This window comes from Streptomyces sp. AJS327 (genome assembly GCF_013450295.1).
Lineage (GTDB): Bacteria > Actinomycetota > Actinomycetes > Streptomycetales > Streptomycetaceae > Streptomyces.
The window spans coordinates 313,870-340,169 of sequence record NZ_SKBR01000001.1; the positions used below are offsets into that span (position 1 = coordinate 313,870).

Here is a 26,300-nt window from a genome sequence, read left to right on the forward strand (position 1 = left end):
CCGGGTCCGGTCCGCCGGGGGCTCCGGCCGTCGCCCCCGTGCGTCCGGGCGGTCTCGGGTGGCTGGCCGAAAGCGGGGTGGGGCTGACCGAAAAGGGCGGCTGCGGGCATGTGTGCGGTTCCCCAAAAAGCGCTTATGGTGCCCTCATGTTCGACTCGCGGCACATCCGTACCTTCCACGAGGTCGTCCGGGTCGGCTCGTACTCGGCCGCGGCGCGTGCCCTCGGGTACACCCAGCCCGCGATCACCCAGCAGATGCGGGCGCTGGAGCGGTCCGTGGGCACCCCGCTGTTCATCCGGGTGGGGCGCCGGATGCGGCTGACCGAGGCCGGGGAGGCGCTGGCCCGGCACGCGGGCGTGATCCTGGGCGCCATCTCCACCGCCGAGGAGCACATGTCCGCCATCACCCGGCTCCGCTCCGGGCGGGTGCGGGTGTGTGCCTTTCCCAGCGCGGGCGCGACCCTGGTGCCGGAGGCCCTGGCGCGGCTGGCGGCGGAGCACCCGGGGGTGCGGGTGGAGCTCCAGGAGGAGGAGCCGCCGGAGTCGCTGGGCCGGCTGGAACGGGGGGAGTGCGACATCACGCTCGCCTTCACCTATCCGGGGCTGCGGGAGCAGGTGCCGGACGGGCTGGTGGAGGTCCCGCTGCTGGAGGACCAGTTGATGGTGCTGTTGCCGACCGGGCATCCGCTGGCCGGGCGGCGGGCGGTGCGGCTGGCCGAGCTGGCCGAGGAACGCTGGATCGCGGGCTGTCTGCGCTGCCGCGCGAACTTCCTGCACGAGTGCGCCGAGTTGGGCTTCGCCCCGGACATCGCCTTCACCACGGACGACAACCTGGTGGTGCAGAGCCTGGTCGCCGAGGGGCTGGGCATAGCGATGATGCCCGGGCTGGTGCTGTCCTTCCTGGCCCACCGGAAGATCGCGGGGCGTCCGCTGGATCCGGCCTCGCGGCGGCAGGTCTCCGCCTACGTGCTGGCCGAGCACCTGGAGATCCCCGCCACCGCGCTGGTGCTGGACGAGCTGAAGACCGTCGCCGCGCACCGTCAGGGCTGCTGACCTCGGAAGCCCGGTCGACCGGGCGAGCCTCGCCGACCGGCCCCCTCCCCGCACGCGCCCGCGCACCCCCTGCCTCGCGCCCGCCCGTCCCGCGCTCTCCGTCCGCGCGCGCTCCGGGCGTCCGGGGGGATCGGCGGGGGCGTGCTGGAGTGCGCGTCCATAAGCGGAACTTGGGGGATACGGAAGAAATCCGCGTTGGACGTGATAGGTCGACGCCCGCAGCCTGGACGTATGGCCGCGACGACTGAGCAGACCACCGGCGCCTCCCGGACCGGAGCCGCCCCCGGAGCCGCCCCCGAGGCTCAGCGCACCCAGCGGATGGACGCGCTCGTGGCGGACGTGCGCGAGGTGGTGGACCGGGGGCTGCCCCCGGACGTCACCGCCTACCTGGTCGGTGAGCGCCTGGCGCCGTACCTCGGCGATCCCGGCCTGCTGACCGAGGAGCAGCGCGCCGGAGACCCGGACCGCTACCGGCAGCACCTGCTGCACGCCGAGCGGGACGGCAGCTTCTCCCTCGTCGGGCTCGTCTGGCTGCCGGGCCAGCACACCTCGATCCACGACCACGTGTCCTGGTGCGTCACCGGCGTCCACCAGGGCGAGGAGCACGAGCGGCGCTACCGGCTGCTGCCCGCCGAGGAGGCGGGGGGCGCCGCCCGGCTGATAGCCACCGAGGACGTGCGCAACCCCACCGGCGCGGTGTGCGGCTTCGCCCCGCCCGGCGACATCCACCGGGTGTGGAACGCCTGTACCGAGAAGGCGATCTCCCTGCACATCTACGGCGCCGACATCTCCCGCCTCGGGAGCAGCGTCCGGCGCGTCTACGACCTGCCCGCCGATCGCTGATGGCGCTCCTGGACGGTCAGCCGGGCGGCGCCACCGCCTCCGTGCCGCCGCCCGGTCGCCCCGGTGACAAGGCGGCGCCCGGAGCGGGGGACGCGGACGGCGGGACGCGGGGAGCGCGGGGAGCGCGCCCCTCCGGTCCGCTGCCCGGGCTGGGCCTGGCGCTGCTCGGCGTCGGGCTGGCCTGGGGGACGCACCTGCTGGTCCCCGGCGTTCCGATGCTGACGGCGGCGGTGCTGCTCGGCATCCTCGCCGCCCATCTGCCCGGTGCCCGCGCACTGGTGCGCGGCGTGGGACGGCCCGGGCTCTCGCTCGCCGGGAAGCGGCTGATGCGGCTCGGGATCGTCCTGCTCGGGCTGAAGCTCGGGCTCGGTGACGTGCTGGGCCTCGGCTGGGCGACCGTCGTCATGGTGGCCGCCGTGGTGGCCGCGACCTTCGGGGGCACCCTCTGGCTGGGCCGCCGCCTCAAGCTCCCCGGGGACCAGCCGCTGCTCGTCGCCACCGGGTACTCGATCTGTGGGGCGTCCGCGATCGGCGCGGTCAGCGAGGCCAAGCGGAGCGAGGAGCGGGACGTGGCCGCCTCGGTGGCGCTGGTGACGCTCTGCGGCACCCTCGCCATCGCCGTACTGCCGCTGCTCCAGCAGCCGTTGGGCCTGGACGACGGGCAGTTCGGCCGCTGGGTGGGCGCCGGGGTGCACGACGTCGGCCAGGTGGTGGCCACGGCGCAGACGGCCGGACCGGACGCGCTCGGCGACGCCGTCCTCGTCAAGCTGATGCGGGTGCTGATGCTCGCGCCACTGGTGGCCGCGGTCGTGGTGTCCGTCCGGCGGCGCCGGGCGGACCGGCGCGCGCACCAGCCGGGCGGAGCGGGGGAGGCCGACGGGGACGCCGGGGTCCGGCGGCCGCCGCTGGTGCCGCTGTTCGTGCTCGGCTTCGTGGCGATGGTCGGGCTGCGCAGCACGGGGCTGCTGCCCCAGGCCGGGCTGGACCTCGCCTCGACCGGTCAGGAACTGCTGCTCGCCGCCGCCCTGTTCGGGCTGGGCAGCGCGGTGCACCTGCCCTCGCTGGCCCGTACCGGGGGACGTCTCGCGCTGCTCGGGCTCTGCTCCTGGATCGTCATCGCTGGGGTCTCCTACGGCGGCGTACTGCTCACCACCTGACCCGGCCCCGCCCATCCGGCCTCCCGGGGAGGGTCCCGCGCGGGCGGGGGCGAGGCGGGGGCGAGGGGGCGCAGGTGCTCCCGGCCGCCCCTCGGACCGCCGGGCGGGCCGGGTAGGCTGGCGCGTCGTGCCGGTGCCGCTCCGGCACCCGACCGGCACCCCGCAAGCGGCCCCCGGAGACCGTGACTAGCAACCCGACGACCACCAGCCACCACCTGTCGCCCGCCTTCCCGGGCCGCGCGCCCTGGGGCACGGCGGGCAAGCTGCGGGCCTGGCAGCAGGCGGCGATGGACCACTACCTGGAGCGGCAGCCCCGGGACTTCCTCGCCGTCGCCACCCCCGGCGCGGGGAAGACCACCTTCGCGTTGACGCTCGCCTCCTGGCTGCTGCACCACCACGTGATCCAGCAGGTCACCGTGGTGGCGCCCACCGAGCACCTGAAGAAGCAGTGGGCCGAGGCGGGGGCGCGGATCGGCATCCGGCTCGACCCGGAGTACAGCGCCGGTCCGCTGAACCGGGAGTACCACGGGGTCGCCGTGACCTACGCGGGTATCGGGGTGCGGCCGATGCTGCACCGCAACCGGGTCGAGCAGCGCAAGACGCTGGTGATCCTGGACGAGATCCACCACGCGGGCGACAGCAGGTCCTGGGGCGAGGCGTGCCAGGAGGCGTTCGAACCGGCCACCCGGCGGCTGGCGTTGACGGGCACCCCGTTCCGCTCGGACACCAACCCCATCCCCTTCGTCGAGTACGCGGAGGACGCCGAGGGGCTGCGGCGTTCGGTGGCGGACTACACCTACGGCTACGGCGCGGGCCTCGGGGACGGGGTGGTGCGGCCGGTCATCTTCCTGTCGTACAGCGGCAACATGCGCTGGCGGACCAAGGCGGGCGACGAGATCGAGGCCCGGCTCGGTGAGCCGATGACCAAGGACGCGGTGTCCCAGGCGTGGCGCACCGCGCTCGACGCGCGCGGGGAGTGGATGCCCGCCGTGCTGCGCGCCGCCGACCAGCGGCTGAGCGAGGTCCGCAAGGCCGTCCCGGACGCGGGCGGGCTGGTCATCGCGAGCGACCAGGACTCCGCCCGGGCCTACGCGAAGCTGATCCGCCAGGTCACCGGCGAGGGGCCGACGGTCGTGCTCTCCGACGACACCGGGGCCTCGCAGCGCATCGAGGACTTCCGGCACTCCACGGACCGCTGGATGGTCGCCGTCCGCATGGTCTCCGAGGGCGTGGACGTGCCGCGCCTCTCGGTGGGCGTCTACGCCACCACCGTCTCGACCCCGCTGTTCTTCGCGCAGGCGGTGGGCCGCTTCGTCCGCTCCCGGCGGCGCGGGGAGACCGCCTCGGTCTTCCTGCCGACCATCCCCACGCTGCTCTCCTTCGCCAACGAGATGGAGGTCGAGCGGGACCACGTGCTCGACCGGCCCCGGAAGGAGTCGGAGGACCCGTACGCCGAGGAGGCCGACCTCCTCAAGGAGGCGGAGCGGGAGCAGAACGAGCCGGACGGCGAGGACGACCAGCTGTCCTTCGAGGCGCTGGAGTCCGACGCGGTCTTCGACCGGGTGACCTACGACGGCGCCGACTTCGGGATGCAGGCGCACCCGGGAAGCGAGGAGGAACAGGACTACCTGGGCATTCCGGGCCTGCTGGAGCCGGACCAGGTACAGATGCTGCTCCGCAAGCGGCAGGCCCGGCAGATCGCGCACAGCAGGAAGAAGCCGGACGACGAGGCGGACCTGCTGGAGCTTCCGGCGGAACGGCGTCCGGTGGTGACCCACAAGGAGCTGCTGGAGCGGCGGAAGCAGCTCAACACCCTGGTCAGCGCCTATGTGCACCAGAGCGGCAAACCGCACGGCGTGATCCACAACGAGCTGCGCCGGGTGTGTGGCGGCCCGCCCAGCGCGGAGGCGTCGGCGGGGCAGATCGAGCAGCGCATCGCCAAGGTCCAGGAGTGGGCCACCCGCATGCGCTGACGCGCCCCCGTGTCGCTCCCCGCCCTCCCTCGCCCGATTCCTCCGCCCCCGGCTTCGCGGGGTGTCCGGCGGGGTGCGGGAAGGGGTTCCCGGAGGAGGTGTGCGTCCGGGACCGCGCGGAGGTGCGGATCTCGGTCCGCTCGTCGAGGGGCGGTCCACGGAAACCTGTCACTTGCTGACCGGATTCTGGACAGACCCTTCCGGTCAGCGGTGCCGATCGCTAAGTTTCCGGTCACATACGCCCCGTGGCATGGATGCCGCGGAGCGCGGTCGGTGGCGTTCAGCCGGGGGACGCCCACCGTATGTGCCCATGGCACCGCGACCGGCGGCTTCCCGAGCTGTGCGGCCCCAGGCGCACACCCCGCGTCGGCCGCCACTCACCAGGGAGGGGGGCGTCGTGACAGCGGAGACCTCTCAGACGCTCGACCGGGGCCTGCGGGTCCTGAAACTGCTCGCCGACACCGACCACGGCCTCACCGTGACGGAGCTGTCCACCAAGCTCGGCGTCAACCGCACCGTCGTCTACCGGCTGCTGGCCACGCTCGAACAGCACGCTCTGGTCCGGCGGGACCTCGGCGGCCGGGCGCGGGTCGGACTCGGCGTGCTGCGGCTCGGCCGGCAGGTGCACCCGCTGGTGCGCGAGGCGGCGCTGCCCGCGCTGCGCTCCCTCGCCGAGGACGTCGGCGCCACCGCCCACCTCACGCTGGTCGACGGATCCGAGGCGCTGGCGGTCGCGGTGGTGGAGCCCAGCTGGACGGACTACCACGTGGCCTACCGGACCGGCTTCCGGCACCCGCTGGACCGGGGAGCCGCGGGCCGGGCCATCCTGGCCGGGCGGCTGCCGGACGACGAGCGGGGACCCGGATTCGTCCTGACGCACGGCGAGTTGGAGGCGGGCGCGAGCGGCGCCGCGGCCCCGGTGCTCGGCGTCAGCGGGGTGGAGGGCAGCGTGGGTGTCGTGATGCTGGCTGATTCCGTACCCCATCAGGTGGGCGAGCGCGTGGTGCGGGCGGCGCAGGAGGCGGCGGATGCTCTGAGGTGAACTCGGGTGTCCGTTCCCGATCGTTTAGATTGCACGGGTGACGTCTCCCAGCCGCAGCCGCCTCAGCTCCCGTCTCCGTTTCGGCGACGCGCGGACGCGAACCCTCGCGCTCTGCGCCGTACCCGTGGCGGGGCTGCTCGCCGTCGGCGCCCTCGCGCCGCTCCCGTTCGCGCTGGCCGAGCCCGGCATCACCGAGGACGTGCTGGGCGAGAGCGGCGGGAAACCGGTGATCACGGTGGAGAGACCGAAGGGCGACGAGGCGAAGCGCGACCGCGGGGACGACGGCGAACTGCTGATGACCACGATCGGCGTGACCACCCCGCAGGAGACGGTGCGGCTGGGCGACGTGGTGAGCGGCTGGTTCGCCACCGACCGCGCGGTGATGCCCCGGGAGGCCGTCTACCCCGTGGGTGACGACCCGGACGAGATCGAGCGGCACAACGAGAAGGAGATGCGCACCTCGCAGAAGGACGCCGTCCGCGCGGCGCTGCGCCAACTGCGCCTCAGCCCCGGCGACGTGGACGTCTCCCTGCGCCTGGACGACGTCGGGGGACCCAGCGCGGGCCTGCTCTTCGCGCTCGGGGTGATCGACAAGATCGACGGTGACGGCCGCGGCGGCCACCTCACGGGCGGCCGCACCATCGCGGGCACCGGCACCATCGACGCCTCGGGGAAGGTGGGCCCGGTCGGTGGCGTGCCGCTCAAGACGCAGGCGGCGCGCGCCGACGGGGCGAGCGTCTTCCTGGTGCCGAAGCGGGAGTGCGAGGACGCCCAGGCCGAACGGCCCGACGGTCTGCGGCTGATCCCGGTGACCACGCTGGACGGCGCGCTGGACGCGCTGAAGGCCCTGCGCGAGGGCGGTTCCGTCCCCCGCTGCTGACCGAACGCCCCGCCCGGCCACGGCAGTTGGCCGGTCCCGGAGATCCGGCTGCCCGGTGCGACCGGATGTCCGGGCGGCCGTGCGGGCCGCCGGGGACGTCAGCCGTTCCGTCGCTTCGGCGGCTCGGCCGCCGGGCCGCCGGACGCCTGCCGGACCAGCGGCACGATCCGGAGCGGCACCGGGTTCTCCATCACCAGCGCGGTGGAGGCCCGCACGATCCCCGCGAAACCCAGCACGAGGTCGATCACCCGCTGGAGGTCCGCGTTGGACCGGGCGACCAGACGGCAGAGCATGTCGCCCTGGCCGGTGGTGGTGTGCAGCTCCAGCACCTCGGGGATGGCGGCCAGGTGCGCCCGGACGTCCGCCCCCTGGCCCTGGGTGATCTCCAGGGTGGCGAAGGCGGTGACGGGGTAGCCGAGCGCCGCCGGGTCGACCTCGGGCCCGAAGCCGCGGATGACTCCGGTGGCCTGGAGCCGGTCGAGGCGCGCCTGGACGGTGCCCCGGGCCACGCCGAGCCGCCGGGACGCCTCCAGCACCCCGATCCTCGGCTCCTCGGCCAGGAGTTCGAGCAGCCGTCCGTCGAGCCGATCGATACCCATCTCGTCCCTCCGTGAACCCGCGTTAAGCAGCTTGTACAGATAGCCCGACGATCCCGGATCACCGCTAGACATTATGCACAGTGAATGTGCAAAGTATTGCTCATTCTGTGGAACGACGGGAACCTGCGAACATGACTGAGACAACCTCCGCAGCTCCCGACACCGCCCGGCAGGCCGATCCCTTCCCGGTGAAGGGGATGGACGCGGTCGTCTTCGCCGTAGGCAACGCCAAACAGGCCGCGCACTACTACTCGACGGCGTTCGGCATGCGCCTGGTCGCCTACAGCGGGCCGGAGAACGGCGCCCGGGAGACCGCCAGTTACGTCCTGGAGTCGGGCTCCGCCCGCTTCGTCCTCACGTCCGTCATCAAGCCCACCACCGACCGCGGCCGGTTCCTCGCCGCGCACGTCGCCGAGCACGGCGACGGCGTCGTCGACCTCGCCATCGAGGTGCCGGACGTGCGCGCCGCCTACGCCTACGCGGTGGAGCACGGCGCCCAGGGCCTGGAGGCCCCGTACGAGGAGAAGGACGAGCACGGGAGCGTGGTGCTCGCGGCCATCGCCACCTACGGCGACACCCGGCACACCCTGGTCGAGCGCTCCGGCTACGAGGGCGTCTACCTGCCCGGTTACGTCCCGGCCGCCCCGCTCGTCGAGGGCCCCGGACGCCGGTTCTTCCAGGCGATCGACCACTGCGTCGGCAACGTCGAACTGGGCCGCATGGACGAGTGGGTCGCCTTCTACAACAAGGTTCTCGGCTTCACCAACATGAAGGAGTTCGTGGGCGACGACATCGCCACCGAGTACTCCGCGCTGATGTCGAAGGTGGTCTCGGACGGCACCCGCAAGGTGAAGTTCCCGATCAACGAGCCCGCCATCGCGAAGAAGAAGTCGCAGATCGACGAGTACCTGGAGTTCTACGGCGGCCCCGGTGTCCAGCACATCGCGCTCGCCACCAACGACATCGTGGCCACGGTGCGGGCGATGCGCGCCGCGGGCGTGCAGTTCCTCGACGTACCGGACTCGTACTACGAGACGCTGGGCGAGTGGGTCGGTGAGACCCGCGTTCCGATCGACGAACTCCGCGAGCTGAAGATCCTCGCCGACCGGGACGAGGACGGCTACCTGTTGCAGATCTTCACCAAGCCGGTGCAGGACCGGCCGACCGTCTTCTTCGAGATGATCGAGCGCCACGGCTCGCTCGGCTTCGGGAAGGGCAACTTCAAGGCGCTCTTCGAAGCCATCGAGCGCGAGCAGGACCGCCGCGGCAACCTCTAGCCCGCCGGTCGCCGCCCCTGAACGACCCCCGTCGCGGCGCCGAGTTCGGCCCCAACCGCGGTGCCACGGCGCCGAGTCCGGCCTCCGCCAGCCACCCGGCGGGGGCCGGACGGCGTTCCGCGCCAGGCCGCCCCGCCGACGGCCGGGCGCCGCCGCGAGCCGCCGCGAGCCGGGCGGAGTCTCACGAACTGGTGCGGTACGCACCGGAGACATCGCGCCACTCCGGTGTCAGGGTGGGCCCATGGGTGAGTTGATCGAAAGCCTGTGCGCTGGTCTGCCGCACGACGCGGTACTGACCGACCCCGACGTCACCGCCTCCTACGCACACGACATGGCCAGTTTCTGCGCCGCCGGAACCCCCGCCGCCGTGGTGCTGCCGCGCACCGTGGAACAGGTCCAGCACGTCCTGCGCACCGCCACCCGGCTGCGGGTCCCCGTGGTGCCGCAGGGCGCCCGCACGGGCCTGTCCGGCGCGGCCAACGCGGGTGAGGGCTGCGTCGTCCTCTCCCTCCTGCGGATGGACCGCATCCTGGAGATCAACCCCGTCGACCGGATCGCCGTGGTCGAACCCGGCGTGGTGAACGCGGTGTTGTCCCGCGAGGTCGCCGAGCGGGGTCTCTACTACCCGCCGGATCCCTCCAGCTGGGAGGAGTGCACCATCGGCGGGAACATCGGCACCGCCTCCGGCGGACTGTGCTGCGTCAAGTACGGGGTCACCGCCGAGTACGTCCTCGGCCTGGACGTGGTGCTCGCCGACGGCCGTCTGCTGTCCACCGGCCGCCGCACCGCGAAGGGCGTCGCCGGATACGACCTGACCCGGCTGTTCGTCGGCTCCGAGGGAACCCTCGGCGTCGTCGTCCGGGCGACGCTGGCGCTACGGCCCAAACCGCCCGAACAGCTCGCCCTCGCCGCCGAGTTCCCCTCGGCCGAGGCGGCCTGTGACGCGGTCTGCCGGATCATGGAGGCGGGGCACGCTCCGGCGCTGCTGGAACTGATGGACCGCACCACGCTCCGCGCGGTCAACTCCCTGACCAGGATGGGTCTTCCGGAGACCACCGAGGCGCTGCTGCTGGCGGCCTTCGACGCCCCCGACCCGGGGCCGGAACTGGCGGCCGTGGGTGAACTCTGCGCGGCGGCCGGGGCGTCCGGCGTGGTGCCCGCCGAGAGCGCCGCCGAGTCGGAACTCCTGCTCAGCGCGCGGCGCACCGCACTGGTGGCGCTGGAGCGGGTCAAGGGCGTCACGATGATCGACGATGTCTGCGTCCCCCGCAGCCAGTTGGGCGCGATGCTGGACGGGACGGCCGCCATCGCGGAGAAGCACCAGCTCACCATCGGTGTCTGCGCCCACGCCGGGGACGGCAACACCCACCCCACCGTCTGCTTCGACGCCTCGGACGAGGACGAGTCGCGCCGCGCCCGCGTCTCCTTCGACGAGATCATGGCGCTGGGCCTGGAGTTGGGCGGCACCATCACCGGGGAGCACGGGGTCGGCGTCCTGAAGAAGGAGTGGCTGGCCCGCGAACTCGGGCCGGTGGGGCTGGAGACCCAGCGCCAGATCAAGGAGGTCTTCGACCCCCTGGGCCTGCTCAACCCCGGCAAGCTCTTCTGAGCCGCGAGCCGCGAGCCGTGGCCGGGCCCTTACGGTCGGGTCCGGTCACGGCCGGGTCCGGGCCGGAGCACCCGGGCCCGTGCGGCCGTCCACGCCCTCCCGTCCCGTCCCCCCCCAGAATCCCCGTTCCCATCCACTCCACCTCGGTCCGTCGGGGCAACTCCCGTCGACAGCACCGTCCTTGGGGCTGACGGGCTGACGGGCTGACGGGGGTGGTGGCGGGGCCGGGTGGCGGTGGCGGCTGGTCCGCAGCCGGGCTCAGCCGCCGATCTCCAGGGGGTCCAGCAGCCGGTGCGGGCGCCGGAGGGCGCGGGTGACCGGGTCCGTCCGGCCCTCGGAGTGCGGGTCACCGGCGCCGGGGCCGGGCCGGATCTCCACCTCCCGGGGCGGCACCAGGGCGGCGCCGCAGCGGGCGCAGCCCCCGTGTGCGGTGAGCGGCGCCCCCTCTCCGTCCGAAGTCCCGGCACTGTCTGGGGAGTTGGGGCAGTCTTCCGGTCTGCCTGGCGCCGGGGCGCCGGGTTCCCGGTCGCCGGCGGGTTCCGGGGGGTCGTGGGCGGGGCGGGCCGGTGCGGGGCCGGGGCAGTCGCGGTGGAGGAAGAGGCGGCGGCGGGGCGCGGGCCGGGAGGCGTGGATCTCGCCCCAGGTCAGCAGCGCGTAGAGGGCGGGCCACAGCTCCTGCCCGCGCGGGGTGAGCAGGTACTCGTCCCGGGGTGGCGAGGTGCTGTAGCGGTGTGTGGCCAGCACTCCGGCCGTGGTGAGCGTGGTGAGCCGGGCGGAGAGCACGGCGCGCGGGATGTCCAGATGGGCGAGGAAGTCGCTGTAGCGCCGGACGCCGTAGAAGGCGTCCCGGACGATCAGCATCGTCCAGCGCTCGCCCACGAGTTCCAGGGCGCGGGCCAGCGCGCAGTCCTGTGTCGCGTAGTCCTTCTTGAGCGCCATGGGCCCAGCCTACCAACTCACGGTTCATTCAATGAACTTGTGGTGCTACAGTACGGTCCAGATCGCTGGTTCAGTCACAGAACCCAGGAGGTCGTCGGTGGCTACTACCGTGGAGCCGGAGGACGTGGTCCCGGCGCGCAGCACCCTCCCGGCGGCCTCGCGCGCCGTCGTCGCCCCCCGCTCCGAGGCGCCCGCCCCGGAGGGTTCGCGCCGGGAGAGGGCGGCACCGGGGCCTCCGGGTCCGGCGAGGTCCGGAGCCCCGGAGGCAGGCGGCCGCCGGGTGCTGACCGTCGTCAGCCTCGCGACCTTCCTCACCCTGATGAGTTACACCGCTCCGATGCTCACCCTGCCCGGCATGACCGCCTCCTTCGGCACCGGCGTCTCCGGACAGGCGTGGCTGATCAACGGCATGCCGCTCGGCCTGGCGGCACTGTTGCTGGTCGCGGGGAGCCTCGCGGACGACTTCGGCCGCCGACGGGCCTTCACCGCCGGGCTGTTCGGCCTCGCGGTCACCGCGCTGCTCGCCGCGCTCGCCACCGGCACGCTCGGCTTCACCCTCGCGCGGATCGCGCACGGCGCCGCCGGTGCCGCCGTCATCGCCAGCAGCCTCGGCCTGCTCGCCCACACCTTCCCGGCGGGTCCCGCCCGGATACGGGCCACCGGGATCTGGGGGGCGGCGCTCAGCGGGGGCATCGCGGTCGGCCCGGTGGTGGCCGCCGCGCTCACCCGCCTCGACTGGCGCCTGGCCCATCTGCTGTTCGCGCTGGGCGCGTTGGCGCTCGCGGCGGCGGCGTCCCGCTCCCTCCCCGAGTCCCGCAGCCCGCGCCCCGGCCGTCCGGACCTGCTCGGCGCCGCGCTGCTCGGCCTCTCCCTCACCGCGCTGCTCGCCGCGCTGACGGTGGGCCGGGACGGCTGGCTGCGCCCGACGGTCGGCGGACTGTTCGCGGCGTCCCTGGCGCTGGCGGCCGGATTCGTCCACGCCGAGCGCCGGGTGGCGGCGCCGCTGCTCGACCTCGCGCTGCTGCGCCGCCCCGGCTTCGTGGTGGCCACCAGCGGGGCGCTGTTCACCGGCCTCGGGGTGATCGGGCTGTTCAGCTACCTCCCCGCGCTGCTCCAGCAGTCCCTGGGACTGTCCGAACTCACCACCGCCTGGCCGTTCTTCGTCTGGTCGGGTACCGCGCTGCTGGTCGCGCTCCAGACCCGGCGGCTGCCAGCCCGGTTCGCCCCACACCACCAACTCGCCCTGGGATTCGTGGTGTCCGCGCTCGGCGCGCTCACCATGCTCGGCGCCGTGGCTGGAGACGCCTGGGTCCGGCTGCTGTCCGGGTTCGCCGTCGCGGGAGTGGGCAGCGGACTGCTGAACTCGGCCCTGCCCCGGCTGGCCGTGGAGAGCGTGCCGAAGGAGCGGGTGGCCATGGGCTCGGGCGCCAACAACACCGCGCGGTACATCGGTTCGTCGATGGGGCTCTCGCTCACCGTCGTCGTCGCCACCTCGGCGCCCGGCGGGGACCGGGCGGCGGCGCTGGCGGAGGGCGCGGACAGCGCGCTGTTCGTCGCGGTCGGGCTGATGGCGCTCGGCGCGGTGGCCGCGCTGCTCTTCGGCGGGCGGCGGGAGACCGGCACCGAGTCCTGAACGCCCCTGTCACCAGGGAGCGTTGGCGTCGGTGTGACGGCCGCCCGACTCGCGTACTGGCGGACCGGGGCGCCGGGCGCGTTCCCCGCGCCCTGGTTTCTCCGCCCGCCCCGGTGCCGTCCACCGTCCGGGCGCGGCTCAGCTCGCCCGCTCCCCTCCGTGCCCGGGAAGAGACGGCGGACCCCCGGAAGGGGGAGGGGCGTTCGGGGTGTCGGGGAGCGGTTCGGTGCGGACACGGGAGCGCGGCAGCCGGGACAGCTCCAGCAGGGTGAGTAGCTCCTCCTGCAACCGTGGGGTGTACAGGGCGCGTTCCTCGGGGGTGAGATCGAGGTCGATGGGCTGGTCGCGGTGCGCGAAGGCCCTGTTGATTCCGCTCATGACCTTCAACAGCAGCTCGAACGAGGGTGGGTCGAGTCGTTCCGCGAGCATCCGCAGGTGGTGGCCCGCGCGCTGGCAGGTCTCCTCGTCCGCTGTACAGGGGAACGGTCGGTCGTCCGGGGACATGGCGAAAATGATGGCCGAATTTCCCTTCGTGCGGGGCTAGTTGTTCAAAAATTCAACGTCACACCTGAGTTCGCGCCCGTGCCCGTCCTCCCACCCGCACCGGACCACCCGTACTGGCTCCGGCACCCCTCCGTGCCCGGCGCCTTCCGGCGCCGGTTCCGCCGCTGCCGCCGCCGTCCGTGGCGGTGCCCGGAACGGCGGGGCGAGCAGCGGCAGCTGGACGAGCCGGTCCGCACCGGCGCGGACGGAGGGAGTCGTGCGGGGGAGGGGCGTTGACACGGGACGGCGTGGCGGGCAGGGGAGAAGGGATGGTTCAGACGGCCGGGTCGTCGTCGGTCCGCTCGGCGGCGTCCGCGTGGTCCACCGTCCCGGTCACCGGGCCCGGCGCCTCCCCCACGCCCTCGGCGAGCAGCTCCCGCAGCCCCTCCTCCATGCGCAACTCCTCGCGCTCGGTGCCGGGTTCGACCAGCCGGAGCGTCCGCTCCAGCCAGGCGGAGACGGCCGGGGCGGGCGCCTCCAGCAGCGCCTCCCCGTCGGGTGAGGAGAGGACGACGCAGATCAGCGGGCGCCCGTCCACCGTGGCGGGCCACACCCGCACGTCCCCCTCGCCGGTCGGCCGGAAGACGCCCTCCAGCAGCAACTCCCGCGCGAACGTCCAGTGGACGGGCGTGCTGGTGCCGATGTGGAAGGCGATGTGCACGGCGTACGGGTCGTCCGTGCGGTAGGAGAGCCGAGCCGGTACGGAGACACCGCGCCCGGACGAGAGCATCAGCCGCAGTTCGAGTTCGCGTTCCACCGTGATGTCCATGGTCGTGGCCCTTCGGTCAGTTCCCGTGCCGTGCGCGCGGGGCTCACCTGGCAAGAGGGCGCCGTGCCGGGTTCCTTACACGGTTTCGCGATTCTTTTTCCGTTCTTTCCGTGGAAGTTCCGGTGGGACCCCGCGCCGGTCCGTCGTGGAGCGGCAAGTCCTCCCCGGCTTCTGGTAGATGTGGACCCTGCACCCGCGCCGAGCCGACCGCTGAGCCGCCGCCGTCCGAACCCCGGAGACCTCGACGTACGTGGACGCGATCCGCGCCAGGGCCCCCTGGACGCACGGAGACGCGGATACGGTGGTGGTCCGGCGACGAACCGGTGCACCGCAACACATCCCGATATAACGGTCGAGAAGATACGGGACTCGGACACATCATGAGCGCGCCCTCCTCTGGCTCCTCCCACGGCAGCCCCAGCCCCGGTTTCTATCCGGACCCCTCCATCCCGGGATACATCCGGTACTGGAGCGGATCCTCCTGGGTGCCCGGCACGAGTCGCCCCGAGCCGCTGGAGGGCGAGCCCATGCCCGCGCCCCCCACCTCCGCCGACGCCCAGGCCCCCGGCCCCGGAACGGCCCCCTCCACCGACGAGACCGGCCCGGTGTTCCTCGACGACCTGGACGACCCCGGCGTCATCGCCCAGCCGGCCGACGCGACGGGTGAGACCGGCCGCCCCTCCGGCCCCGGCGCGGCGGCGGACGCGAACGCCCGCCCCCTGAACGACGGCGCCGACGGCGCCGACGCCACCGGCGAGACCCCGCCCACCTCCGGCGTCACCCCCGACGAGGACGGTCTGCCGGTTCCCCGGCAGCGCCCCGAACCGGCCTCCGCCTGGCGCGCGGACGCCTCCCGCCAGTCCGGCTTCGGCCCGGCCACCGCCTCCGGCGCCCAGGAGGCGGGCCGCGGTGGCGGCTCCGCCGACCCCGCGGACGGTGGCCGCCCGGCGGGCCAGCGCGACCCCCGCGACCCGCGCGGACTGTGGGGCACCGACCACCAGGCGCGCGCGGAGCAGCAGGCGAGCGCGGAACCCCGGCGGAACGCCGACCGGCGCGCCGAGTCCTCCCGGTCACCCGCGGGGGGCGTGCCCACCGGCGCCAGCGAGGAACCGGGTCCGGACGACGGCACGTTCCCCATCCGCGCCCGCAGCCGCGAGGAGCTGGCGGAGGCCGCCCGGGAGGCGGACCCCGGACGTCGGTCGGAGACCGTCAGCGGCCAGGGCAACGGCCCCGGGGTGGGCGCGCCCACCCCGCGCGAGGCCGGGCGACCGGCGGGCGTGGGCGAACCGGCCGTTCCCGACCACACGGTGGGGCTGCGCCGCTCGGAGGTCCTGCGGCCCGCGACGGTCTCCGCGGCGGACCGGCCCACCCAGCCGGGCACGCCCACGCCGGTTCCGCCGAGCCGGAGTACGCCCCCGGGCCCGCCGCCCGCGCTCGGCAAACCCTCCGCCTCGGCACAGGGCGGACCGGGCGGATCCGGTGGGGCGGGCGGACCGGGCGGCGGTGCGGGAGGCCCGGGTGGGGGAGCGCCGGGTGGTCCCGGAAACCCCCCTGGCACCCCGTCGGGTCAGGAGCAACCGGCCTCCTGGGCCCAGCAGGTGCACGACCTCGCCTCCCACTCCACGGCTCCGGGCAGCCCCAACGCGCCCGGCCTGAGCGGGCTTCCGACCCAGCCGAGGGGTTCCGGATCGGACCCGTTCCCCTGGCGTCCCCCGGGCGACGACCCGTTCCAGGCGGCCGCCGCCCGGCAGGCCCGCCCCGCCGGGCTGGGCCGCCGGTTCGCCGCGCGGCTGATCGACGCCGTCGTCACGGCGGCCGTCGCGGCGGCCGCCGCGTTCCCCTTCGTGGGGAAGGCGAGCGACCACATCCAGAGCAAGATCGACGCGGTGGAGCGGGCCGGGGAGACCCAGCGGATCTGGCTGGTCGACGGCACCACCGGCGGCTACCTCGCGATCGTCCTCGGCGCGGTGCTCGTCTTCGGCCTGCTCTACGAGGTGCTGCCCACCGCGCGCTGGGGCCGGACCCTGGGCAAGCGGCTGCTCGGCGTCACCGTGCTGGACCTGGAGCGGCAGGAGCCCCCGGCCTTCGGCGCCGCGCTGGTGCGGTGGCTGGTGTACGGAACGCTCGGTCTGGCCGTGATCGGCCTCGTCAACGTGTTCTGGTGCGTCGTCGACCGGCCGTGGCGGCAGTGCTGGCACGACAAGGCGGCCCGCACCTTCGTCACCGGCGACTCCACCGAACTCCGCCTCTGAGCCACGGCGCCGCGCTCCGGGGACCGCCCGCCGGGCCCGGTCGCCCGCGACCACGCGCGGGAGTTCCGGCCGGGACCCCGGCGGGAACCCGATCGGTCCAGGGGGTCGCTCCAACGCCCCGCGCCGGATGCGGGGTCCGGGGGCCCGGGGTCGACTCGGGGCATGACCACCGAGCAGCCGGAGAACGACCCGTACCGGAAGCCGCCCCCCGGCGGGACGGAGGGAGGCGCCGGGGCCTGGCCGGGCGGGTCCTCCGATCCGTACGGTGTCCCACCGCCCGGCCGGGGTGACCCCTACGGCGCTCCGCCGCCGGGCGGCCCGTACGAGGGGGGCGCCTACGGCAGCCCGTACGGCAGCCCCGGGCCGGGCGGCGATCCGCTCGCCGGGATGCCGCCGCTCGCCAACCGGGGCAAGCGGCTGGTGGCCCGGATCATCGACGGGCTGATCATCGGCATCCCCCTCGGACTGCTGACGGCCCTGGTGCCGTTGGGGTTCAACCGGGGCGACAACGGCGGTGGTTACTGGCCGCAGGTCGTCTACATCGTGGTCTATCTGGTGTACGAGGGCCTGATGCTCACCCAGTCCGGACAGACCGTCGGCAAGAAGGCGATGCACATCCGCGTCGCGATGCTGGAGCACGGTGGGGTGCCGCAGGGCGGCCCGGGCTGGTTCCGCGCCGCCCTCTACTCGGTCCCGCTGCTCGTTCCGTGCCTGGGCTTCCTGTTCTGGCTGGTGAACGTCCTGTACTGCACCTGGGACCGGCCCTACCAGCAGTGCGTGCACGACAAGGCGGCGCGCACGGTGGTCGTCGAGGCGCGCTAGCCGGTCCGGTCCGCCCGCGCTCCGGTCGCCGGTCCGCCGCCGGTTCGCCGCCCGGATCGGGGCGGGCGTCGGGCGGCACCGGAGGGGTCACTTACGCGGAGTCGACCGCGCGGGCGGACCCCGGCCCTCCCTCCCCGAGCCCGGTCCCTCGGAACGCCCCGCGTGCGCGCCGGGCCGTGGTGCCTCCCGGGAGCGGCCCGTGGGCACGCCCCCGGGAACCCCCGTGCACCCGGCACCCCGTGAGCGCGGCGGTGGACCGGGCTCACGGCGGCGCTGGCCACCGGAAAGGGTGAGCGGCCGGACCGCTGGCGCCGACGCCGTGACGCCGCGGCGGCCCGCCCGCCGACGTGCTCCGCGCGGATCCGGATCGTCCAACACCCGCCAGACGTACGGTCGTTGAGCCGCCGAATCCGGCGCCCGGCGGGGCGGGCGTGGCGGCGGTGTGGGACGGACGGGCGGGCGTGGCGGGAACACCGCGTGGGGCGAACACGTGCGGGGTGGGGCCGGGGCGCCCGGCCCCGGCACGGCGGGTACGGCGGCGCTAGCGGCGCAGCGACGGTTCGGGGAGGCGGGCCGTCCCCTGTTCCATCCGTGCGCGGGCCGCGAGTCCGGCGGCCCGGCGGGCGGCGTCGGCGCGCAGCCGTCCGCCGCTCCGGGCACCCGCGGTGAGCAGGGCGGGGATGGCGAGGGAGACCAGCAGCCCCAGGGCGAGCGCGCCTGCGGAGACGGCCAGGACCGCGGGTACCGACCGGGCTTCGGTCAGTGCCAGCAGAGCGAGCGCCGCACAGACGACGGTTGCCGAACCGAACAGGGCCTGGAGGGGAGTCGGACGCGGCATGGCGGAATCCGTCCTCGGAAACGTCGGGGGGAGAGCGGAGGTCGAACGCGGCGCCACGCGACAGGCGGAGCTGGCGGGGCACTCCGTCGAACGACTCTACGGTTGCGGATGCCCCGGCCGGAAGCGGGCCAAGCGTGACCTCACCCACGCTTCCGATGCACGAGGGGCGCACCGGAGCACATGACCTGGACCGTCCCCAACTCCCGTCTGTGGATGTGGCGTTCGGCACGCGTACGCCGTGGCGTGGGGGGCCGGCTTCCGGTGCGGCGTTTGGGGGGACGGCCGGGGCGATCCGGGCGGTGGCGCCGGAGCGTGCCGCGCGGGCGGCCGCCGGACACCGGTCACCGGGCCGCCCCCGTACGGGGATCGGTGGTGCCCGCGCGCCACCGGTGCGCCGGTATCGGCCAACCTCACGCGCGCTCCCGGGCGGGCAACGAGAAGGATGTTCGCTAAATGTTCGCTTTCGCGATCTGATGAAGTGTCACCCGGAGTGTCGTGGTCGCTGGGAGGCCGTCGTGCCCGACGGGGGGCGGGCGGGGGGCCGTTCCGGCCGCGGACGGCCCGGTGTGGGCCCCGCGGGGGCCCGAACTCTGGTTCCAGAGCGTGCTGTTGGGCCGTCAGTTCCCCCGGGCCCCGGGGGCCGGTGCCGGGTCACCGGGCTGCGGTAACGGGGGGATAATGCAGTATTTGCCGAGGTCTGTGCGGGTGTGCGGGGGGTGTGGCGGCAGTGGTCACCCCCCGTGGTCGCGGTCGTGGCACGGGTCCCCGCGAGAGGGGTGAAAGCGACGAAAGGTCAGTGCGTGAGGAATGCCTCAGGAGGGATATAAGGGAACCCTCGCGGTCCGGCTCCCCGGTCTGTGTACGCTCTCCGTGCGGGGTGCGCAGCCGTTAGGCGTCCCGGGTGGAGTGTGCGAAAGCAATTTATTTGCATCGTTGCAGGTCAAAACATGATCACCCGTTACCCCCTGGCGGGAGGTAGTCGATCGCGCTTAGATGCCCTGTACGAGTCCACCGGAATGACGTGTCACGGGGGAGAGGTTGATCATGACTGGAGGCGGATACACCACGCTGCCGGACGGCAGCGTGATCGTCGCGCTGACGTTGCCGCTGCCCCGCGGCGGCTCCTCGGCCGCGGCGAACCGCCCGGCCCGCCGCTCGACCAGCGGCGTGGCCGAAAGCACCGCGCGCCGCTGGCCCGCGGTGGCCGACGAGCCACACACCGTGCGCGCCGCCGACCCACGCCGGGTGGGCGACGAACCGCGCGTGCGCGTCCTGGTACACGCCGTGAACCGGTCCCGGGCCCTGACCAGGCTCAGGAACACCGGCCTCCGGGCGATCTACCTGCGGGGCAACGCCGAACCCCCCACGGCCGACGAGATCACCGCGGTCCTGCACCATCCGGACGGACTGGTCTGGCGGCCCACGCCGGACGACGACCGGGAGTCCTGGCACCCGATCGCCTCGCTCCTCCGCGTCGGCACCGTGTGACCCCGTCGGCCCGCGCGCCCGGCTCCCCGGGTCGCGCGGCCGCTCTCCCCCCCCCCGCCCGTCCCCGTACGCCCGTGCCCCGGGCCGCCCCGTCGGCCGCTGGGCCCGTCGGCCCGGATGCCGGGCGTCCGCTCCGGCATCCCGGAACCCCGTCCGCTCGCCGCACGCGCCCGCGACGCGACGACGGGGCGTCCGGCGAGAGGCCGCCAGGGGCTCCCCGGGGGTGTCGGGGGCGCAGGTCAGGCGGCGATGATCATCCGGCGCGCACCACGGGCTCGCCGCTGAGCTTCACCCCGGCCGCGCGCAGCTCCTCCAGCGCCCGCTCGGTGGTGCCGGGCGCGACCCCGGCGGTGAGGTCCAGCAGCACCTGGGTGCGGAAGCCGGAGCGGCTGCTGTCCAACGCGGTCTCCCGCACGCAGTGGTCGGTGGCGATGCCCACCACGTCGACCTCCTCCACCGAGCGCTCGCGCAGCCAGTCGGCGAGCCCGGTCCCGTTCTCGTCGGTGCCCTCGAAGCCGCTGTAGGCGGCGGTGTAGGCGCCCTTGTCGAAGACCGCGTCCAGCACGCCGGAGGCGACGGCGGGCGCGAAGTTCGGGTGGAAGCCCACCCCCTCGGTCCCGGCGCGGCAGTGGGGCGGCCAGCTGTGCTCGAAGTCCGGCTGGTCCGCGAAGTGGTCCCCGGGGTCGACGTGCATGTCCCGGGTGGCGACCACGTGCCGGTATCCGGCGGAGGCGTTGCCGACGAGTTCGGTGATGGCGGCGGCGACGTCCGCTCCGCCCCCCACGGCGAGGCTTCCGCCCTCGCAGAAGTCGTTCTGCACGTCGACGACGATCAGTGCCCGGTGCATGGCCACACCTTTCGGCTGGAATGGCGGTTTGGTGAGGGGGTCAGCCCACGGCGATCAGCCACTGCGAGCCTAGGGCACCTCCCGGAGTCAGCGCGGGTTCACCGCCCCGGGATGTGCCGTGCGCGCGCCGCCGGTGCGCCGCGTCACCGGTCCGCCACCGGACCGGGACGCCACGTCCGTACGTACGTCCCCGGACACGGACCGTCACGGCGGGTGCCGACGGTACGTGCGGCCGGGAACGTGTCGCGCGCACCCGAAGACGCACCCTAGACACTCCGGGCCCGGCGCGGCAGCCACTCTCGAACACCGGTCTGAGGAATTCGGCGCGCACCCGCCCCACCGTGCCCGCGCCGACGCGCCGCGTCCACGGCCCGCGCCCCGGGGCGCCCGCCCGGGCCCGTCGGGTTCCCAACGGGCGGGCGCCGGGCGGGTGTTGGCCGGGTGCTGGACGGGCTAGAGGTAGACGGTGGGCAGTACCGGTTCGCCCCGGGAGAGTTGGGTGGCCGACATCGGCAGTCCGTTGAGCGTCGTGCGGTGCCGGTCGCGGGCGGTGGCCAACGACTCCCGGCTGACCGGCTCACCGCCGCGCACCAGCTCCACCTGGAGCAGGTGGGGGGCGAGTTCGGGCGGCAGCTCGCCGCTGCCGACGACCTCCGCCTCGGCGACCCCGTTGGCGTCCGGTCGCCGCGCGGCCCACTTCGCCCCGGCCACCGAGGTCTTGCCGCCCAGGGCGCGTTTGGCGACCGGCCGCAGCGGGGCGTCCGGCGCCTCCGAGTCGGCGCGTGCCACCAGCTTGTAGACCATGGAGCAGGTGGGGTGACCGCTGCCGGTGACGAGTTGGGTGCCCACCCCGTACGCGTCGACCGGGGCCGCCGCCAGGGAGGCGATGGCGTACTCGTCCAGATCGCTGGTGACCACGATCCGGGTGCGCTCCGCGCCGAGTTCGTCCAACTGCCGCCGGACGCGGTGGGCGAGCAGCAGCAGATCGCCCGAGTCGATCCGGACGGCGCCGAGTTCGGGCCCGGCCACTTCCACGGCCGTGCGCACCGCCTCCGCCACGTCGTAGGTGTCGACGAGCAGCGTGGTGCCCTCGCCGAGCGAGTCGACCTGGGCGCGGAAGGCGTCCCGCTCGCTGTCGTGCAGCAGGGTGAAGGCGTGCGCGCTGGTGCCGACGGTCGGGATGCCGTAGCGGTACCCGGCGGCCAGCACCGAGGTGGAGGCGAAGCCGCCGAGGTAGGCGGAGCGGGCGGCGGCCACGGCCGCCAGTTCGTGGGTGCGGCGGGCGCCCATCTCGATCAGCGGCCGGTCACCCGCCGCGACCGACATCCGGGAGGCCGCCGCGGCGACCGCCGAGTCGTGGTTGAGGATCGAGAGGATGACGGTCTCCAGCACCACGCACTCGGCGAAGGTGCCCTCCACCCGCATGATCGGGGAGCCGGGGAAGTAGACCTCGCCCTCGGGGTAGCCGTGGATGTCCCCGCCGAACTGGTAGTCGGCGAGCCACTCCAGGGTCGGCTCGTCGACGACGTGCTGCTCGCGGAGGAACTCCAGCATCCGCTCGTCGAAGCGGAAGTTCTCCACGGCGTCCAGCACCCGGCCGACCCCGGCGACCACCCCGTAGCGGCGCCCCTCGGGGAGTCGCCGGGTGAAGGTCTCGAACACGGAGCGCCGTCCGGCGGTTCCGGCGCGCAGCGCGGCCTGGAGCATCGTCAGCTCGTACTGGTCGGTGAAGAGCGCCGTCGACGGGACGGCCATCGGCAGCCCGGGCTCTGCTGTGCTCACGTTCCTCAACCTCGCTCTGCTTGGCTCGCCCGCGTCGGGCCGTGGGTCCGCACTGGGTTGTTCCGGTGGGCGGTGATCGTGGACGGCTGTGAGGATACCCCAGATTTCGTCAGCCTGACGATATTCGGGGTGACCGTCGGCCGTGGGCGACCCGGACCGGCGCCAGACCGGTGCCAGGCCGCTGCCGTGCCGGACGGCGGGCGGGGTCGTGGCCGGGGCGTCGACCGGGCCGGGACCGGCGCTGACCGGACCCGGGCCGGAGCCGTTTGGGCGGGCGGGCCAGGTGGGTGGCAGCATGGGACACGTGAGTGTTGCCCCCACCGAGATCGAGCGCCCCGAGTCGGCCGAGCAGCCCATGGAGGTCCCCGAGCCCGACGTGCCCTGGGTGACGGTCGTGCACAACGACCCGGTCAACCTCATGAGCTACGTGACCTATGTTTTCCAGGCGTACTTCGGCTATCCGAAGGACAAGGCGAAGAAGCTGATGCTGGACGTGCACCACAAGGGCCGGGCCATCGTCTCCAGTGGGAGCCGCGAGGAAATGGAGCGCGACGTGCAGGCGATGCACGGCTACGGCCTCTGGGCGACCCTCCAGCGGGAACGCTGATGGCGGGTCACTTCGAGCCGTCGGAGGACGGCGGAGCCGCCATCGCGCTGGACGAGGTGGAGATCTCCATCCTGCGCAGCCTCGCCGTGCAGCTGCTGGAGCTGATCGGCCCCGGCGAGGAGCCGGACGCGGCGCGGGACCCGCTGGACGCGCTGTTCGCGGAGGGGCCGAGTGAGCCGCCCTCCGATCCGGTGCTCGCCCGGCTCTTCCCGAACGCCTACGGACCCGGCCCGGCCGGCGGCGGCCCCGCGGGGCCCGGGGGCTCCGGTGCCGCCGCGGGGGGCGAGGCGGAGAAGGAGGACCGGGAGCTGTCCGCCGAGTTCCGCCGCTACACCGAACTGGACCTGCGCGAGCGGAAGCGTTCCGACGGCCTCGCCGTGGTGCGCTCGCTGGACGCGCTGACCCCCGGCGGGGACGGCGGAGCGGTGCTGACCCTCACCCCCGAGGAGTCCCGCCGCTGGCTCGGCGCCCTGAACGACCTGCGGCTGGCCATCGGCACCCGCCTGGAGGTCAGCGACGAGGACGACGGGGGTGCGCTGTACCGGCTGCCCGACTCCGATCCGCGCAAGCCGATGGTGATGGCCTACCTCTGGCTGGGCGGACTCCAGGAGACCCTGGTCGAGACCCTGCTCGCCTGACGCCTCCCGGGCTCGCCCGGGCCGCCCGACCCCCTGAACTCCCGGGCCCCCTCCTGAAATCCGGGGCTCGGCTGGGCGCGGCTGGGCTCCGGGGTGCGGGGACGACCGGGCCGCCGGGGGTGTCCGCCTTCGAACGTGTCCGAACGTGTCCGAACTCCCTCCGGTCCGCCGGGAGTTGCCGCGCGTCCGTGCGGTGCCCGGCCGGGCCGTCCCCGGGCGCCGCTCCCCGTCATCCGTGCCACGGGTTGTCCGTGCCACGGGTCCGTCCGGCGGGCGGTCTCCGGTGGACGGCGGCCTGGCCTGTCCCGTACTCGGACTGCCCCGCGCCCCGTTCGCCTCGCATCTCTCGCGCGCCTCGCCTTCCGTTCGCGACCGGGGGTCACCCGCGCGGAGTTCTTCCCGCCGGAGTTCCCCCGCGGACCTCGCGGCGAGTTCCCCCGGGAGACGGACGGGCGTTCGGGACGGGGTGGAAATGCTGTCCTCCGAGGGGATTCCGTCCGGTGTGCGGAACTCGTTCCCGGTGGATTCGCGAGCCCATTCCCTCCGTATGTAGCGAGGAAAGTGTCTCTTGCGGTGGGATGCCGGATCCCACCGGCTGACGGTGAATCAGCACCGTTGGTGCTGATTCGGGACGGGAATTCTGGAGGAGGGAATTCCGCCGGGTGTGGAGGGGTGTGGCGATCCCGCGGCCGCCGCCTCGTGCCCCGTCGCGCACGGGGTGTCACTACGATCCGTAATCGCCCGATTCCCGTTAATCGGTCACTGCGAGCCGGGATGCGGACAATCAGTCCACTATGTGGGCGCACCTCCCGGCTGGTACCTTCCGTCACGCGGACGAGGGTCAGGGTTCACGTGACGCGGTTCGCTCTGCGTGATAAGAACTCCCAATCCGGTTCTCCACGTGGGGCTTTGACTTTCGCGGGGGACATCGGAGACTCCGCCGCGGTGAACTGATAACGCGGAGAAACACCGAGAATGGGGTCGTCTCCGTGGCACTTCGGGGTTTCCGCTCGTGGAGTCACGTCCCCGAACCGCCAAGCCAAAGGTTGTCGATGGCAAGCGAATCCTGGACCGACAAAGTCGACAAGACCATCAACGAGGTGGTCGAACCCGTAGCGACCTTCATGAACGACCTCGTGTTCTACGAGGTCACCGTCCCCGGAACCGGGGCCAACCTGCCCCTGATGGTGGCGTGGCTCGTCATCGCGGGTGTCCTGTTCACCGCCTACTTCGGGTTCGTCCAGGTCCGCTACATGCGGACGGCGATCCGGCTGGTGCGCGGCAAGTACGACCAGAAGGACGCACCCGGCGAACTCAGCCACTTCCAGGCGCTGACCTCGGCCGTCTCCGGCACCGTCGGGCTCGGCAACATCGCTGGTGTGGCCATCGCGGTGTCGATCGGCGGCCCGGGAGCCACGTTCTGGATGATCGCCTGTGGGTTCGTCGGCATGGCGACCAAGTTCACCGAGTGCACGCTCGGCGTGAAGTACCGCACCATCCATCCGGACGGCACCGTCTCCGGTGGCCCCATGCAGTACCTCACCCGGGGCCTGGCGGAGCGCGGACTCCCCAACCTCGGCAAGGTGCTGGCCGCGTGCAGCGCCGCGATGATCCTGCTCTTCGCCTTCTTCGGCGGGAACCTCTTCCAGGTCAACCAGAGCCTGGAGCAGCTGACCTCGGTCACCGGTGAGGAGAACAGCTTCTTCAGCACCTCCGGCGGCAGCATCCTGTTCGGCGTGATCTTCGCCGCGCTGATCGCGCTGGTGCTGATCGGCGGGGTGCGGGCCATCGGGCGGGTCACCAGCCGCCTGGTGCCCAGCATGGCCATCCTCTACGTGGTGGCCTGTCTGCTGGTGATCAGCTTCAACATCACCGACGTGCCGGGCGCGCTGCGCACCATCGTGGTCGAGGCGTTCAACCCGCAGGGTGTCGCCGGTGGCCTTCTGGGCGCGCTGATCGTCGGCTTCCAGCGGGCCGCCTGGTCCAACGAGGCGGGCATCGGCTCGGCGCCGATCGCGCACGCGGCCGTGAAGACGAAGCGCCCGGCCACCGAGGGCCTCGTCGCCTCGCTGGAACCGTTCGTCGACACCGTCGTCATCTGCACCATGACCGCGCTGACGGTGATCATCGCGGGTGGCCCGAAGTACGAGGCCCTGCGGGACGCGGCCATCGAGGGCCGCGAGGTCGACGGCAGCACCAGCAACGGCATCTCGGTGACCTCGGACGCCTTCGACACGGCGCTGCCCTGGTTCCCGTACCTCCTGACCGTCGCGGTGCTGCTCTTCGCCTTCTCCACGCTGCTGACCTGGAGCTACTACGGGCTCAAGAGCTGGACGTACATGTTCGGCAACTCCGCCACCTCGGCCACCATCTACAAGGCCGTCTTCAGCGTGGTGGTCATCAGCGGGGCGCTGCTCTCGTTGGACACCCTGGTCTCGCTCTCCGACGCGGCGCTCTTCGCGGCGGCGCTCTTCAACATCATCGGGCTCTATCTGCTGATGCCCGTGGTGAAGCGGGAGCTGCGGAAGGTTCTGGAGTTCGTCCGGCGGCGGGACGCCGGAGAGTCCGAGGAGGACATAGAGCGCGACGAGGCGGCGCGGGAGGAGAGCGAGGGCACGGCACCGCCCGCCAAGGCTCCCTGACCCACGCCCGGCGCACGGACCCCGAAGGGGGTTCACGGACCTGGGAAGGGTCCACGGGTCCGGGAAGG

22 protein-coding genes are annotated in these 26,300 nt (G+C 73.6%); 15 read left to right on the forward strand and 7 right to left on the reverse strand.

Features of this window, described 5'->3' with window-relative positions:
* The first annotated feature begins 146 nt into the window (after nt 1-146).
* The 6 genes from E0L36_RS01135 (at nt 147) to E0L36_RS01160 (ending at nt 6,947) form a co-directional block, all read left to right on the forward strand.
* The gene (locus tag E0L36_RS01135; protein WP_180926976.1) at nt 147-1,052 is read left to right on the forward strand and encodes a LysR family transcriptional regulator; all 906 of its coding nucleotides are present in this window, start codon (nt 147-149) and stop codon (nt 1,050-1,052) included.
* Between the two features lie 231 nt (nt 1,053-1,283).
* Nucleotides 1,284-1,895, forward strand: a complete 612-nt coding sequence (locus E0L36_RS01140) for a cysteine dioxygenase family protein (RefSeq protein ID WP_180926977.1) — start codon at nt 1,284-1,286, stop codon at nt 1,893-1,895.
* Nucleotides 1,895-3,052 carry a YeiH family protein gene (locus tag E0L36_RS01145; RefSeq protein WP_180926978.1) on the forward strand — a complete coding sequence of 386 codons (1,158 nt, stop codon included), beginning with the start codon at nt 1,895-1,897 and terminating at the stop codon, nt 3,050-3,052. Before E0L36_RS01140 ends, E0L36_RS01145 begins: the two co-directional genes overlap by 1 nt.
* Nucleotides 3,053-3,234: 182 nt before the next feature.
* Complete coding sequence (locus E0L36_RS01150) at nt 3,235-5,025, forward strand: DEAD/DEAH box helicase (protein ID WP_180926979.1); 1,791 nt, start codon at nt 3,235-3,237, stop codon at nt 5,023-5,025.
* Nucleotides 5,026-5,422: 397 nt separating this feature from the next.
* A complete protein-coding gene (locus E0L36_RS01155) occupies nt 5,423-6,067 on the forward strand; it encodes an IclR family transcriptional regulator (RefSeq protein ID WP_180926980.1) in 645 nt (214 codons plus the stop codon).
* 37 nt (nt 6,068-6,104) lie between these two features.
* Complete coding sequence (locus tag E0L36_RS01160) at nt 6,105-6,947, forward strand: S16 family serine protease (protein ID WP_180926981.1); 843 nt, start codon at nt 6,105-6,107, stop codon at nt 6,945-6,947.
* A gap of 98 nt (nt 6,948-7,045) precedes the next feature.
* Here E0L36_RS01160 and E0L36_RS01165 read toward each other — a convergent pair whose 3' ends face one another.
* Nucleotides 7,046-7,546, reverse strand: coding sequence for an Lrp/AsnC family transcriptional regulator (locus tag E0L36_RS01165; protein ID WP_180926982.1), 501 nt, complete (start codon nt 7,544-7,546; stop codon nt 7,046-7,048).
* Between the two features lie 131 nt (nt 7,547-7,677).
* Between E0L36_RS01165 and hppD the strand changes: the two genes are divergently transcribed.
* Both hppD and E0L36_RS01175 read left to right on the forward strand, forming a co-directional pair.
* Nucleotides 7,678-8,823: a 4-hydroxyphenylpyruvate dioxygenase gene (gene hppD, locus E0L36_RS01170; protein ID WP_180926983.1), complete on the forward strand. Its 1,146-nt coding sequence runs from the start codon at nt 7,678-7,680 to the stop codon at nt 8,821-8,823.
* A 241-nt stretch (nt 8,824-9,064) separates the two neighbouring features.
* Nucleotides 9,065-10,432, forward strand: coding sequence for an FAD-binding oxidoreductase (locus tag E0L36_RS01175; RefSeq protein WP_180926984.1), 1,368 nt, complete (start codon nt 9,065-9,067; stop codon nt 10,430-10,432).
* Nucleotides 10,433-10,690: 258 nt separating this feature from the next.
* Here E0L36_RS01175 and E0L36_RS27290 read toward each other — a convergent pair whose 3' ends face one another.
* Nucleotides 10,691-11,371, reverse strand: a complete 681-nt coding sequence (locus E0L36_RS27290) for a helix-turn-helix domain-containing protein (protein ID WP_258015854.1) — start codon at nt 11,369-11,371, stop codon at nt 10,691-10,693.
* 97 nt (nt 11,372-11,468) lie between these two features.
* Between E0L36_RS27290 and E0L36_RS01185 the strand changes: the two genes are divergently transcribed.
* The gene (locus tag E0L36_RS01185) at nt 11,469-13,004 is read left to right on the forward strand and encodes an MFS transporter (protein WP_308416588.1); all 1,536 of its coding nucleotides are present in this window, start codon (nt 11,469-11,471) and stop codon (nt 13,002-13,004) included.
* A gap of 138 nt (nt 13,005-13,142) precedes the next feature.
* On the opposite strand, the gene E0L36_RS01190 is transcribed toward E0L36_RS01185, so the two are convergent.
* Together E0L36_RS01190 and E0L36_RS01195 are read right to left on the reverse strand one after the other, a co-directional pair.
* On the reverse strand, nt 13,143-13,508 hold the full coding sequence (locus tag E0L36_RS01190) for a hypothetical protein (protein WP_180926986.1): 366 nt from the start codon (nt 13,506-13,508) through the stop codon (nt 13,143-13,145).
* 313 nt (nt 13,509-13,821) lie between these two features.
* Nucleotides 13,822-14,316, reverse strand: a complete 495-nt coding sequence (locus E0L36_RS01195; RefSeq protein ID WP_180926987.1) for an SsgA family sporulation/cell division regulator — start codon at nt 14,314-14,316, stop codon at nt 13,822-13,824.
* Nucleotides 14,317-14,696: 380 nt separating this feature from the next.
* On the opposite strand from E0L36_RS01195, the gene E0L36_RS01200 reads away from it, so the two are divergent.
* Both E0L36_RS01200 and E0L36_RS01205 read left to right on the forward strand, forming a co-directional pair.
* Nucleotides 14,697-16,568: an RDD family protein gene (locus E0L36_RS01200; RefSeq protein ID WP_180926988.1), complete on the forward strand. Its 1,872-nt coding sequence runs from the start codon at nt 14,697-14,699 to the stop codon at nt 16,566-16,568.
* A gap of 162 nt (nt 16,569-16,730) precedes the next feature.
* Nucleotides 16,731-17,390, forward strand: a complete 660-nt coding sequence (locus E0L36_RS01205; RefSeq protein WP_180926989.1) for an RDD family protein — start codon at nt 16,731-16,733, stop codon at nt 17,388-17,390.
* 541 nt (nt 17,391-17,931) lie between these two features.
* On the opposite strand, the gene E0L36_RS01210 is transcribed toward E0L36_RS01205, so the two are convergent.
* Complete coding sequence (locus E0L36_RS01210; protein ID WP_180926990.1) at nt 17,932-18,228, reverse strand: hypothetical protein; 297 nt, start codon at nt 18,226-18,228, stop codon at nt 17,932-17,934.
* A 1,221-nt stretch (nt 18,229-19,449) separates the two neighbouring features.
* Here E0L36_RS01210 and E0L36_RS01215 point away from each other — a divergent pair.
* Nucleotides 19,450-19,716 carry a hypothetical protein gene (locus tag E0L36_RS01215; protein WP_308416691.1) on the forward strand — a complete coding sequence of 89 codons (267 nt, stop codon included), beginning with the start codon at nt 19,450-19,452 and terminating at the stop codon, nt 19,714-19,716.
* Between the two features lie 253 nt (nt 19,717-19,969).
* On the opposite strand, the gene E0L36_RS01220 is transcribed toward E0L36_RS01215, so the two are convergent.
* Both E0L36_RS01220 and E0L36_RS01225 read right to left on the reverse strand, forming a co-directional pair.
* Nucleotides 19,970-20,563, reverse strand: coding sequence for a nicotinamidase (locus E0L36_RS01220; RefSeq protein WP_180926991.1), 594 nt, complete (start codon nt 20,561-20,563; stop codon nt 19,970-19,972).
* Nucleotides 20,564-21,016: 453 nt separating this feature from the next.
* A complete protein-coding gene (locus tag E0L36_RS01225) occupies nt 21,017-22,345 on the reverse strand; it encodes a nicotinate phosphoribosyltransferase (RefSeq protein ID WP_180926992.1) in 1,329 nt (442 codons plus the stop codon).
* A gap of 295 nt (nt 22,346-22,640) precedes the next feature.
* Here E0L36_RS01225 and clpS point away from each other — a divergent pair, with 295 nt between their 5' ends.
* The 3 genes from clpS to E0L36_RS01240 all read left to right on the forward strand — a co-directional run bounded on the left by clpS (nt 22,641) and on the right by E0L36_RS01240 (nt 26,232).
* On the forward strand, nt 22,641-22,952 hold the full coding sequence (clpS, locus tag E0L36_RS01230; RefSeq protein ID WP_180926993.1) for an ATP-dependent Clp protease adapter ClpS: 312 nt from the start codon (nt 22,641-22,643) through the stop codon (nt 22,950-22,952).
* Complete coding sequence (locus E0L36_RS01235; RefSeq protein WP_180926994.1) at nt 22,952-23,590, forward strand: DUF2017 domain-containing protein; 639 nt, start codon at nt 22,952-22,954, stop codon at nt 23,588-23,590. The genes clpS and E0L36_RS01235 overlap by 1 nt, the downstream gene beginning before the upstream one ends.
* 1,052 nt (nt 23,591-24,642) lie before the next feature.
* Complete coding sequence (locus E0L36_RS01240; RefSeq protein ID WP_180926995.1) at nt 24,643-26,232, forward strand: sodium:alanine symporter family protein; 1,590 nt, start codon at nt 24,643-24,645, stop codon at nt 26,230-26,232.
* Nucleotides 26,233-26,300 lie beyond the last annotated feature (68 nt).